This is a genomic window from Peribacillus alkalitolerans (genome assembly GCF_010882125.1).
GTDB lineage: Bacteria > Bacillota > Bacilli > Bacillales > DSM-1321 > Bacillus_BN > Bacillus_BN alkalitolerans.
Window position 1 is genome coordinate 72,003 of record NZ_JAAGVZ010000013.1, and the last position, 12,521, is coordinate 84,523.

14 protein-coding genes are annotated in these 12,521 nt (G+C 39.0%); all 14 read left to right on the forward strand.

The genetic code is table 11. From position 1 onward, the window contains the following. Positions 1-107 precede the first annotated feature (107 nt). The 14 genes from G3O09_RS15375 (at position 108) to G3O09_RS15440 (ending at position 12,519) form a co-directional block, all read left to right on the forward strand. Complete coding sequence (locus G3O09_RS15375) at positions 108-1,073, forward strand: ABC transporter substrate-binding protein (protein ID WP_163102373.1); 966 nt, start codon at positions 108-110, stop codon at positions 1,071-1,073. After that, the gene (locus G3O09_RS15380) at positions 1,036-2,097 is read left to right on the forward strand and encodes a FecCD family ABC transporter permease (RefSeq protein WP_240338458.1); all 1,062 of its coding nucleotides are present in this window, start codon (positions 1,036-1,038) and stop codon (positions 2,095-2,097) included. Before G3O09_RS15375 ends, G3O09_RS15380 begins: the two co-directional genes overlap by 38 nt. Positions 2,098-2,099: 2 nt before the next feature. Next, positions 2,100-3,569: an adenosylcobinamide amidohydrolase gene (locus G3O09_RS15385; protein WP_163102374.1), complete on the forward strand. Its 1,470-nt coding sequence runs from the start codon at positions 2,100-2,102 to the stop codon at positions 3,567-3,569. Beyond that, positions 3,562-4,536, forward strand: a complete 975-nt coding sequence (cbiB, locus tag G3O09_RS15390; protein ID WP_163102375.1) for an adenosylcobinamide-phosphate synthase CbiB — start codon at positions 3,562-3,564, stop codon at positions 4,534-4,536. The genes G3O09_RS15385 and cbiB overlap by 8 nt, the downstream gene beginning before the upstream one ends. Next, positions 4,502-5,584 (forward strand): threonine-phosphate decarboxylase CobD, encoded by a 1,083-nt coding sequence (cobD, locus tag G3O09_RS15395; RefSeq protein WP_163102376.1) that lies wholly within the window; start codon positions 4,502-4,504, stop codon positions 5,582-5,584. Before cbiB ends, cobD begins: the two co-directional genes overlap by 35 nt. Next, positions 5,578-6,153 carry a bifunctional adenosylcobinamide kinase/adenosylcobinamide-phosphate guanylyltransferase gene (locus G3O09_RS15400; RefSeq protein ID WP_163102377.1) on the forward strand — a complete coding sequence of 192 codons (576 nt, stop codon included), beginning with the start codon at positions 5,578-5,580 and terminating at the stop codon, positions 6,151-6,153. Before cobD ends, G3O09_RS15400 begins: the two co-directional genes overlap by 7 nt. Then, positions 6,150-7,649: a cobyric acid synthase gene (locus G3O09_RS15405; RefSeq protein ID WP_163102378.1), complete on the forward strand. Its 1,500-nt coding sequence runs from the start codon at positions 6,150-6,152 to the stop codon at positions 7,647-7,649. The genes G3O09_RS15400 and G3O09_RS15405 overlap by 4 nt, the downstream gene beginning before the upstream one ends. After that, complete coding sequence (cobS, locus tag G3O09_RS15410) at positions 7,646-8,446, forward strand: adenosylcobinamide-GDP ribazoletransferase (protein WP_163102379.1); 801 nt, start codon at positions 7,646-7,648, stop codon at positions 8,444-8,446. The genes G3O09_RS15405 and cobS overlap by 4 nt, the downstream gene beginning before the upstream one ends. Continuing rightward, positions 8,404-9,042 carry a histidine phosphatase family protein gene (locus G3O09_RS15415; RefSeq protein WP_163102380.1) on the forward strand — a complete coding sequence of 213 codons (639 nt, stop codon included), beginning with the start codon at positions 8,404-8,406 and terminating at the stop codon, positions 9,040-9,042. The genes cobS and G3O09_RS15415 overlap by 43 nt, the downstream gene beginning before the upstream one ends. Next, on the forward strand, positions 8,976-9,416 hold the full coding sequence (locus G3O09_RS15420; RefSeq protein WP_163102381.1) for a bifunctional adenosylcobinamide kinase/adenosylcobinamide-phosphate guanylyltransferase: 441 nt from the start codon (positions 8,976-8,978) through the stop codon (positions 9,414-9,416). Before G3O09_RS15415 ends, G3O09_RS15420 begins: the two co-directional genes overlap by 67 nt. 7 nt (positions 9,417-9,423) lie before the next feature. Further along, complete coding sequence (locus tag G3O09_RS15425) at positions 9,424-9,924, forward strand: ECF transporter S component (RefSeq protein ID WP_163102382.1); 501 nt, start codon at positions 9,424-9,426, stop codon at positions 9,922-9,924. A gap of 74 nt (positions 9,925-9,998) precedes the next feature. After that, a complete protein-coding gene (locus G3O09_RS15430; protein ID WP_163102383.1) occupies positions 9,999-10,625 on the forward strand; it encodes an ATPase in 627 nt (208 codons plus the stop codon). A 5-nt stretch (positions 10,626-10,630) separates the two neighbouring features. Beyond that, on the forward strand, positions 10,631-11,173 hold the full coding sequence (cobO, locus tag G3O09_RS15435) for a cob(I)yrinic acid a,c-diamide adenosyltransferase (RefSeq protein ID WP_163102384.1): 543 nt from the start codon (positions 10,631-10,633) through the stop codon (positions 11,171-11,173). 521 nt (positions 11,174-11,694) lie between these two features. After that, entirely contained in the window at positions 11,695-12,519 is an 825-nt protein-coding gene (locus G3O09_RS15440) for an MBL fold metallo-hydrolase (protein WP_163102385.1), read from the forward strand. The last annotated feature ends 2 nt before the right edge of the window (positions 12,520-12,521 follow it).

Genomic DNA, 12,521 nt, shown 5'->3' on the forward strand with positions numbered 1-12,521 from the left:
TTATACCATTAATACACACCCGTTTTCTAACATCTCCTTAATTCAAAGGAGATGTTTTTTATTTTTTCCTTTTAGTAGCTCCACATTAGAGTGTTGGAGGGTTTATCATGAAAAAAATTTCTAGTTTATGGATGCTCCTTGTCCTAGTAGCAAGTTTACTATTAGCTGCATGTGGCAATGATACGGAGACGAAGAAAGTTGACGAAGAAACATCAAAGGTTGAAGAAAAAGCAGAGTTCCCAGTCACGTTAACGGACGGAATTGGGAAAGAGGTAACTCTTGATGCTAAGCCTGAAAAAATAGTTTCATTAATTCCAAGTAATACAGAAATACTTTTTGCATTAAACTTAGATAAAGAAATTGTTGGGGTTTCTGATTTTGATAACTACCCAGAAGCGGCAACTAAAAAAGAAAAAATTGGTGGCATGGAATTTAATGTAGAGAAGATCATTTCATTATCTCCGGATGTTGTTTTTGCACATGCTTCAGGGGCACATAATTCAGAGGCTGGTTTAGAACAGATTCGTCAGGCTGGGATTCCAGTGTTTGTAGTAGAGGATGCACAATCTTTTGACACAGTTTATTCATCCATTGAGACGATGGGTACATTAACTGGTAAAAAATCAGAAGCAGAAAAATTAGTTACAGATATGCAAGCTAAATTAGCAGACATTAAAGAGAAGGTAGCAAACGTTTCTGATCAGAAAAGTGTAGTAGTCGAAGTTTCACCATCACCAGAAATTTATACTACAGGTAAAAATACATTCATGAATGAGATTTTGACTTCCATCAATGTGAAGAATGCTGCTGGTGATCAAGAAGGCTGGATCCAATTAACCGAAGAAGCCTACATACAAATGAATCCACAAGTTATCATCACTACTTACGGAGGTTATGTGGAAAATCCTGTAGACCAAGTCTTAAGCCGAAAAGGTTGGGATGAGGTTTCTGCGATCAAGAATAAAGCTGTTTATAATGTAGATGCCGACCGTGTGACAAGACCAGGTCCTAGACTAATTGAAGGAGTTGAGGAACTTGCCTCAGCCATCTATCCAGACATTTTCAAAAAATAAACAAAAATGGGCCTATCCAATTTCCATCGCATTATTGTTGATGGCAATGGCACTTGGAATTAGCATTGGAACATTTTCTGTTTCAATCAAGGATATTATTTATATTATGGGGGCGGAATGGTTTTCCATGCCGCTTCCTGACCATGTATCTTCTTCAATGGTGAACATTGTAATGGATATCAGGTTACCTAGGGTAATCCTAGCTGGATTAGTAGGAGCAGCACTTGCCATTTCAGGTGCTGCTTTTCAAGGTTTATTGCAAAATCCGTTGGCTGACCCATATACACTTGGTATTTCATCGGGAGCTTCTCTAGGGGCAGTCTGTGTCTTATTCTTTGGGATTCAAATTCCGTTTCTAGGAATGCTTACACTACCTGTAGTAAGTATCATTTTCGGACTCATAACGATTTTTTTAGTATTAATTTTCGCACGTATGATTGAAAAAACGATGAAAATCGAAACAATTATCCTGACTGGAATCATTGTTAGCTCATTTCTAGGTTCGTTTATATCATTAATGATTGCGCTTACAGGTGAAGAATTACGTCATATCATCCAATGGCTTCTGGGCAGTGTGTCCATGAGGGGTTGGCAATTCGTATGGATTATTGCTCCTTTTTTCTTCGTGGGTAGTCTTCTCATGCTCCTAAATACAAAGGAATTGAATGCCTTGTCCTTTGGGGAGGAGAAGGCACAATATTTAGGAGTGAATGTGAAGCATCGGAAATTTTTCATCCTCATTTCAGCTTCGGTTTTAACGGGGGCTGCAGTTTCTGTCTCAGGTACGATTGGATTTGTAGGACTCTTGATTCCTCACATGGTCCGGATGATTTGGGGAACGAACCACCAGCTTTTATTGCCGATATCATCGATAATAGGGGCCTCCTACTTAATCTTGGCTGATTTAGTATCGAGGACCGTTATTTCACCAACTGAATTACCAATTGGAATCATTACATCTCTTATTGGCGCACCTGTTTTTGGATTGATCTTACTTAGAAGAAAAAAGGAAAGGAGAGGGTAGTTTTGTTACAAGTTCAAAATATATCTGGTGGGTACAACAATCATGAGGTCGTACAAAATGTTTCCTTCTCCGTCCATAAAGGGGATTTCTTTGGGATTTTAGGGCCAAACGGAAGCGGCAAGTCCACGCTAGCTAAGCTAGTAAGTGGGGTGTTGCCATTAACAGCGGGTACAGTTCTTCTTGAAGGCAACCCATTGACATTATTTTCATCGAAAGAACTTGGTAGGAAGCTGGCTGTACTTCCGCAAACGATGCATACCTATTTTGACTATACGGTTGAAGAAGTGGTGTCCATCGGCAGATATCCTTTTCAAAAAGGGTTATTCCACCATCTGTCAAGTAAAGACCTTGAGGTCATTAGGACCGTTATGGAACAAACTGACACCTATCTCTTTAAAAATAAACAACTTGGTGAACTAAGTGGTGGGGAACGTCAAAGGGTGTTCTTAGCACAAGCCCTAGCACAAGAACCAAAACTGTTACTACTGGATGAACCAACCAATCATCTTGATATTTCCCATCAAAAAAACCTATTGGATTTCCTGAAATCTTATACACAGTCGAATGAGTTAACGGTTCTATCCATTTTCCACGATATCAATTTGGCAAGTCTTTATTGCGATCGCATCCTTTTAATGGATAAACAAGGAGTGGTATCAGTTGGGACACCAATAGATGTGTTGGAACAATCCAGTATTAATGAAGTATACAATACTGAAGTCATAAAACAACAGCATCCAACGATCGCCAAGCCTCAAATTTCAGTTCAACCTTCAATCGAATCAGATACCAATGGTTTGTTTGATCTTAAAGAAAGCTTAGATATTTCAGAAAAAAGAATATTGATCCAATCACGTGAACCATACAAAACTCTTTCATCAAGCCTATTAGGTGGTGGTTTTGGTTGGAACAGGACATTCATTAATCTTCATGTTCATAAAGACTATGACTGTCAAAATCCAAAAAAGGATATGGAAAATTACATTGTCAAAGAAGGATTCTCCCTCAATGAAACGATAGGGATGATGACTGCAGTCCAATTAGAGGATGTTGCAGTAATAGAATTGAATGAAGAGCAACATTCAGTTTATATTGTTGTAACTGCTGGAACTGGAAATGCAGTGGATGTGACGGCAAAGGTCAAAAGTAATCCTGTCACGGCAGGAACCATCAATGTTTGGATCTTTGTAGAAGGCAACCTTTCAGAAGAAGCATTTCTCCAAGGGATGATGACTGCTACGGAGGCAAAAGTGAAAGCTCTCTTTGACGAAGGAATTAAGGATCCTGTATCCAATACATCTGCAACAGGTACTTCAACGGATAGCATCCTATTGGCTGCATCCCAAAAGGGGACGTACTATCAATACAGTGGATCAATAACACCAATTGGTCAAAGTATTGGAAGAGGTGTGTACGAATGTATAAGGAAATCAATTCAATCTTACAAAACAAGGCGAAATATCCATGATTGAACATTGCATAGCTATAAGTATTGCCCTCCTTTTAGATTGGATGATCGGTGACCCGAGGTGGATGCCACATCCAGTCGTCGGGATGGGTAAAATGATAAATCTTTTTGATAAATACCTAAATGAAGGAAGTCATCGAAAAAGAAAAGGAATTGTAATGGTGGTAGTGCTAATCCTAATAAGCTACTTCGTCACCTTGTACTTGGTGAGAATGTTTTACTCCATCCATCCTGTCTTAGGAATCACTTTCGAATCAATAATCATTTTCACCACCATCGCTCAAAGAAGTCTAAGGGACGCAGCAAATGAAATATATACTCCACTATCTAGTGGTGACTTAGAACAGGCTCGTTACAAACTATCGATGATTGTCGGACGGGATACCAACAGTCTTCCAGAATCTGAGATAGTGAGAGGGACCGTTGAAACCATTTCGGAAAATACGAGTGATGCCATCACCGCACCATTGTTTTGGACACTGATTGGTGGAGCACCTTTCGCTGTTGTTTACCGTCTCGTTAATACATGCGATGCTATGGTGGGGTATAGGAATGCACAATACGAACAGTTTGGCTGGGCTTCAGCGAAACTCGATGACGTTCTTAATTGGATTCCAAGTCGGATTTCAGGCTGGTTGATGATGGTTGTCAATAAACCAATTGTGGAAATTAGTAGGAAGAATGCTATTTTACTATTTTTGAAGGATGCGAGAAATCACCCAAGTCCCAATAGTGGTTGGCTTGAATCTGCAGCAGCAGCCCTGTTAGGAGTTCAACTTGGAGGGTTCAATCGTTATAAAGGAATTCCATCGATAAGGCCGAAAATAGGCATACCAATCAAAATACTTGAAAAACATCATATAAAAGTAATGAATGTCATTATGCATCGTACGGTTGTGGCATTTTTTATTTTGTTATGGATAGGGGGCATTTGCATTGAATTTACCATCTCATGGATCAAATCCTTCTAGATTATTTCAGTCGCTTAAAATAAAACAACCCGATCACATCATAGATTTTAGTGTGAATCTCAATCCTATCGGCTCTCCTTATTTATCTTCTAAAACATGGGAAGAGCTCCAGAAGAAGATAATCGATTATCCAGATCCAGAATGCTATGAGCTAAGGAAACTCCTATCTATTCATGAGAACTTACCATTACCCAATATTATAGTAGGAAATGGAGCAGCAGAGCTCATACAACTCGTCGTTCAATCCCTTCTCAGAGGAAAGGACGTTCTAATCGTGGAACCAACCTTTTCTGAATATAAAAAAGTATGTTTACAGCATGACTGCGAGGTTCACTCTTACGTTTTAAGCGAAGAAGCCGGATGGAATATTAATAGGGATGAACTCGTCATTCAGTTAAAAGGAAAGGCTGCCTTATTTTTATGTAACCCAAACAATCCTACAGGAGTGGCGTACGATAAAGACCTGTTATTGTCATTGGCACATGAAGCCCAAAAAGAAGGAATCCTTTTAATAATTGATGAAGCATTCTTTGATTTTTCAATACATACACAATCTATGTCCCAATTTTTAAAAGACTACCCTAATTTAATCATCTTACGGTCCATGACGAAAATGTACAGTATGGCTGGGGTTCGTTTAGGATATCTACTCGGAAATGAGAAGTTAATTCAAAAAATAAAAGAGCATCAGGTTACATGGAGTGTAAATAGCATAGCTCAGAATCTTGGAATCCATTTTTTACAGGACGGACACCATGTGCTGGAATCAAAGCGATTTGTTGCAAGGGAATGGAACAGGTTATCACAGGCATTAGAGGAGCTTTCATTCGTCACATCGAAAAGCTCCGTCAATTTTTACTTGCTAAGAGAGAAGCAGAAACACGATCTTCAGACCTTAGTCCATTTTCTACTAGAAAATGGGATTGTTCCTCGTCATACCTATAATTTTACTAGTTTAGAAGGGGAATATATTCGACTTGCAATCAAAACGGTGCAAGAAAACAATCAATTACTGTCTGTTTTACAAAAGTGGAGGGCACAATGTTAATTTTCATTACTGGAGGAGTCCGGAGCGGCAAAAGTACATTCGCAGAAAATCTATTAACAAGTAGTCTACCTACAGGTGAGACCCCACATTATATTGCAACTTCCATCTATTCTGATGGTGAGATGTCATCAAGAATCAGAAAACATCAACTGGACAGAGAACTCTCCGGATATACATGGATTACCTGGGAAAAATCAAAGGACATACATGAAATGTGCAATCACCTCCCTGAAAATTCGTTTGTACTCCTTGATTGTATGACGACTTGGTTAAACAATGAATTATTTTCTGAAGTGTTTGAAGGTAGTGAGGATTGGATGAAGGTGAAGTTTCAAAAAGAAAAAATGAATCACATTTTACATGGGATTGAGAGTTTAAAGAAGCATTGTTCCAAAGTGATATTAGTTTCTAATGAGGTATCCTATGAACCTATTATGGATAAAGGTCTTGTTTTTCAATATGTAAAGATTATGGGGAAGCTGCATCAAGAGATTGTAGGTATATCCAATCAAGCCTATTTAATCCAGCACGGGGTACCTATTTTAATGAAAGGATTGGTCCTTAAATGAAGGGTGTAATGTTGCAGGGGACTGCTTCTGATGTAGGAAAAAGCTTAATTACTACTGCCTTATGTAAGATTTTTCACGATTGGGGCTATAAAACGTCACCATTTAAATCACAAAATATGTCCAATAACTCCTATGTGACAGTAGATGGAAAGGAAATTGGAAGAGCACAGGGTGTCCAAGCTGAAGCAGCCGGGGTTGAAGGGAATGTGTTCATGAATCCCATTCTATTAAAACCAAAAAGTGAACAGCAATCCGATATCATCTTTTTCGGAGAGAGTGTCGACCATGTGGATGGTAGGGAATACCGTGACAATTATTATGAAAAAGGAATAGAAGCCATTGGGAAAAGCTTAGCATATCTGGATGAACATTTTGACGTGGTCATAATGGAAGGTGCAGGAAGCCCAGTTGAAATTAATTTGAAATCAAGGGAACTCGTCAATATGAAGGTCGCTGAGCTGGCAGATGTTCCTGTCATTTTAATTGCTGACATTGACCGGGGAGGGGTTTTTGCTAGTATAGTAGGAACGCTGCAATTACTTTCCGAAGATGAACGTAAAAGAGTAAAGGGAATCATCATCAACAAATTTCGTGGCGACATTTCACTGTTTGAAAATGGTATCCATTGGATTGAAGAACAAACGGGAGTAAAAGTAGTCGGAGTCCTTCCATACTTACAAAACCATGGCATTGAAAGTGAGGATTCTCTATCTCTTCAAACGGTGTTTCAAAAAGCCGATGTAAAGCCCATCGAGATTGGAATCATTCGACTCCCATATGTATCTAACTATACAGATCTGGAGCCTTTTTTAGAGGAAGAGGATGTTCGCATTCGATGGATTAGCTCTCCATCAGAGTTTGGGAAACCAGACGCCATCATCCTTCCGGGAACGAGAAGCACCATACAAGACCTGCAGCATCTTCAAGGATTAGGCTTGGATCAAATGATTAGAGACCATGCAGCTTCTGGTGGAACAGTGGTCGGCATTTGTGGTGGTTATCAAATGTTAGGTGAAACATTGTTGGATGTCAGTGGCCTAGATACTGGAAAGCCTACTTATTCCATTAAAGGATTTGGGGTTTTACCAATCACAACAGAATTTCATGTTAAGAAAAAAACGATCCGTTCAACAGGTACGTTACATCCTGACTCAGGATTTCCTTCGATACCGGTCGAGGGATATGAGATTCATGTAGGAGTCACAGAAGTCCTTAGAAATGTCCCTCCTTTTATCCTTCAGGCGGATGGGAATGAAGGGATTAGTTTAAACAATGGAGCAATCATTGGCACCTATTTTCACCATATTTTCAATAATGATGTTTTCAGGAATGAATGGCTAAACAGTATACGTAAAAAGAAAGGGCTTCCTACCAAGGCTGTTGTACCTTTAGCTAAATTTAGAAAAAAAAGATATGAAGAACTTGCGACACATGTTCAAGAACATCTTGATATGGCTTACATTCGTGAGCTGGTATTAGGAGTGTTAGAGGAATGAAAGTATTGATAGACGGATTTATCCATTGTCTGCAATTTTTCACGAGCGTACCCATCAACAAGAATATATCCATGGAAAAACAACGTCTAAAAACTAGTTTGCTAATCTTGCCGATAGTGGGACTACTAATAGGAATCCTTGCATCTACATTGATGTATTTTTTACAAGAGTGGAGTCCATTTTCATCCCTCGCCATTGCATTTATCGTTTTTATATATTTTATTTTCATAACTGGTGGACTTCATTTAGATGGATGGGCTGATTGTAGTGACGCCTTTTTTTCCTTTCGGGACAAAGATAGAAGGCTAGAAATCATGAAGGATCCCCAGGTTGGGACGTTTGCGGTTCTATCTCTACTTATCATGCTAGCGGCTCGATTCTTATTTATATATGAGACGATTTTAGTGGAGAGTCCATACTATTATTTTTTCAGTGCCATCATTCCATTTTTATCAAGGTCTATGATGTTGCTGTTGCTAATTAAGGGGCCAGGGCTAGCAAAACAAGAAGGGTTAGCTGCTTTATTCTCACAATCTATAAGGTCTAAACATGTTTGGGTGATAGCCTTGTACAATTTAGTATTAGTAGGAGGAAGCTACATTTGGCTTGGGTGGCCGATTGTCCAACCCTTGATTTATGGAATGTTAGCCATTTTACTATTTTACGTATGGGCGAGTTTCTTCATCAAACGAGAGTTTAATGGATTAACAGGTGATACGTTAGGTGCGAGCATCGAAGGAGGAGAAACCTACTTATGGATGATATTGTGGCTATTACATTCCTACGCCATGGCTTGACCGAATCCAATGCGAAGAATGCTTATCTTGGATGGACAGATGAAGTATTAAGTGAACAGGGAAGAAGAGAATTATGTGGATACTCACACATTAATCCAACTTTCATTTTTACGAGTGATTTGAAAAGATGTAAGGAAACTGCATCAATTTTGTTTCCTTCTCAGTCTATTTCGACCGTTCAAGGATTGCGGGAAATGCATTTTGGGGATTGGGAAGGGTTAACGCATGATGAGTTACAAGCGGATAAGCATTATCAAAAATGGTTAGATAATTATGACAAAATGAGTACCCCAAATGGAGAATCTTTTCAACAATTTCAACAACGGGTCGAAACGGGATGGGAGCAGATTCGTAATAGAATTATTAGTGAAAAGATCAAGGAGACCGTAGTTATCGCACATGGTGGTTCACTTCGCTATATTCTGTCGCTTCTGGATAAAGAGAAAAAATCATTTTGGGACTTTCCTCTGTCACACGGAACGGGCTATACCATTCAACTTACATTACAGGATTTAGGGGAGGGGAAGAGATGCATTTTATCACCGGTGGAGCGTTTAATGGAAAACGGAAGTGGACCTTCCAAAAATTCGAATTAGAGGTTTCCCCCCATACTTGGTTAACAGCTTATGATGAAAAGGATATGATAGAAAAAGTCCAACAAACTGATTCATTCCAACCAATTACAGTCATTGAAGGATTGGAAGAAATAGTTCGAGCAATCCTCGAGTCCGATCAAGCCCCACTAGCAGTATGGGGTAATCTTTTGGAAGGTTGGCTTAATTGGGAACGTGAATTGCCAGGTAGAAGGATGGTCCTTATTGGAACGGACATCACAAAAGGAATTGTACCAGTTGATGCTTTTCAACGGAGATGGAGAGATGATTCCGGAAAATGCTTTCAAATGACCATGGAACAATGTGAACGAGCAAACTTGATTTGGTATGGAATTTCAACTTCATTAAAGGGGTAATAGAACAATGACCAATATAAAACTAAAAAAGACTGTTTTGACAGTTATGTTTATTTCTTTATCTACGGTCGGAGCTATGATTAAAATTCCTTCCTTTATGGGAAGCATTGCTCTAGATAGTTTACCTGCACTGATCGCAGCGGTATTGCTAGGACCAATAGCTGGTGGGGTTACGGCTGCGATGGGGCATATTTTGTCTTCATTATTAGCTGGTTTTCCTCTAGGGATGTTCCATGGGCTGATAAGTCTGGAGATGTTGGGTCTAGTCATGCTTTTCGGTTATCTATACAAGAAGCTAAAAATAATTTCTTATTTGACTATGTTTATCGGGAATGCATTCTTAGCGCCTCTACCGTTTTATTTCTTAATCAGTCCTACTTTTTATTACACATTGCTTACTCCATTAATGGTAGGTACTTTCATTAATATCATCGGTGCGTATCTATTGATACGTAAAGTAAGTCCTATCTTTTCTCGATATGTGGCAACTGGCGAGATCAAAGGATGAGGGATGTTCAATGTATTCCACTTTCAGACGAGGAATGGTTGGTGTTATCGGTTGATAATTCCGCGGGGGTCGGAATGAAAGAGCATGATGTGGTAAAAGCAGATTACGAAGCTGTGTATGAATTTGCATTGCGAGTAGCACTTATGGAATGCATGGCGTTCGGAGCGACACCTATTTCAGTCGTTGTTCATAATTTTATTGACCCTTTGATTTGGAAACCGATTAAAAGAGTTACTGAAGAGGTTTGTATGCAAGTCGGTCTTAAGGAGATGCCTGTCACAGGCAGTAGCGAATCCAATTTTACTTTGCTGCAATCGGCCCTTGGAGTAATGGTGGTCGGTAAAGTACATAAAAAGGAAGTAAGAAATGATGTGACAGCATCTTCTGCATCATATGCCGTGATTGGTTCACCGTTAGTTGGAGAGGAAGTTCTGAGTCAGGGAAATGAGATTTTACCATTACCACTATTTCGCCGATTGTTGGATCTGACAGGGATATATGAAATCCTCCCTGTCGGGTCGAAAGGGATTGCTGAGGAATTTACTCATTTTTCACCGTTGGAATTAGAATGTGAATTAGATATCCATCAATCAGGTGGGCCTGCTACTTGTGTCATCATTTCTTATGATAAAAAGTGCGAAGACATCATTAAAGAAACGACAAATACATATTTCCATCCAATTATCTTGAAAGGGGAATGACGAACATGACAACCAAATCACAAGGGTTAGTGCTCGTATATACAGGAGACGGAAAAGGAAAAACAACAGCGGCCATTGGCGTTGCCATTCGAGCAAAAGGACAGGGGAAGCGCGTTTGTTTTATCCAATTCATAAAAGCACCTGGCCGTTCGTACGGTGAAAAAGTCATTTTTGATGGGGTAGGAATCGAGAATTACCAAACCGGAGTTGGTTTTACCTGGACGAAAACGCCAGAGGAACACCGTGAGGCATTAAAAACTGGCTGGTCGTTAGCAAAAGAAAAAATCATGAGCGGAGACTATGATTTAGTCATACTCGACGAACTAAATAATGCATTAGCAATTGAAACCTTCCCAGTGGATGACGTACTTCCACTTGAAGACATCCTTTCTACGATTGATGGAAGACCAGAAGGAATGCACCTAGTCATCACAGGGAGATCGGCGAATGAGAAGGTCAAAGAAAAGGCCGACTTAATCACTGAAATGAAGCCATTAAAGCATTATTATGACAAAGGGATACCTGCTGTGGAAGGAATTGAGTTTTAATTTGTAAATTAAAGAGCTTGTAGGTGGATGTTGTCATTCCTCTACAAGCTTTTTGGTTTTTTGGTGGGTTGGTGGTTATAGGGGTGGGGGCATTTACTTTCGAAAATGAGTGATTTACATTCGAAAAATGAAAAATACAATCGAAAACCGAAATTTACAGACGAAACTGAACAATTTACTTTCGAAATTTGTGATTTATCGATTTTTCGACAAAAGGAGCCACAAACCTTCCTCCAAAAAAGGAAACCTCCAACCAAATGTAGAATTCAATTTCGAACAGAGTTTTCTTATATAGTCATTTATGTGGAAAAAAAAATGGTTGATACAAGTAGGGGCAAATTCGAGGTATTATTGTTGAAAACACGATACACAATGCCCTCCATTTTTTTTCAGAGTTATCTTCAAATCTCAATACTAATTATATTCAATGAGAGTAACCATTTACCGTATTTAGAGGAGGACCTTCGTTTTATAGAAATGATTATTCAATTTGAAAAAATAGCCTTAAAAGGAGCCAAATCATGACCCAATATACAAAAGAACATATAAACATTTTCCAAAGTGCATTATTCAAGACAACATCTACCGTTGTAGAAGGGGATAATTTCATCCTTATTGTTGACCCGAATTGGCTTCCAAATGAGATTGAAGCCATCCAGAAACATGTAGAAAAGGTACGGGAAAATCGTGAACTTTACATATTATTTACTCATGGAGACTTTGACCATATTATCGGGTACAAGGCATTCCCAGAAGCAAAAATTATCGGAAGTAAAGGATTGCAAAATCATCCGGAAAAAGAAAAGAAATTACGGCTTATTAAAGAATTTGATCACAACTATTACATTGATCGAGACTATCCAATAGAATTCCCAGAATGTGATATTGTCATTGAAAAGGATGGCCAAACACTTCAACTTGGCAATTCCATGGTTACCTTTTACTTAGCCCCTGGCCATAGCCATGATGGGATTTTTACAATCATTGACCCTCTGGGCATATGGATTAGTGGAGATTATCTTTCAGATTTTGAATTGCCATTTATCTATGATAGTGCAATAGCTTATAAGGGCACCCTAAAAAAAGCCAAGCAAATTTTACAGAAACATGTAATTAAAGTTCTTGTCCCTGGCCATGGTGAGCCTACCGAAGATATCGAAGAAATTCAAAATAGAATCAAAATTTCTGAGGACTACCTGGATGGAATGAAAGAGGCAGTGCTTAATGATGACATAGATGCCCTAAAATCGTTTGAGGATCGCCTACCGTACACATCTGACTTTACTGCTGAATGCCACAAGGAAAATATAGAAATAATGAAACGTGAATATAAAAAAGGAGAATGAAC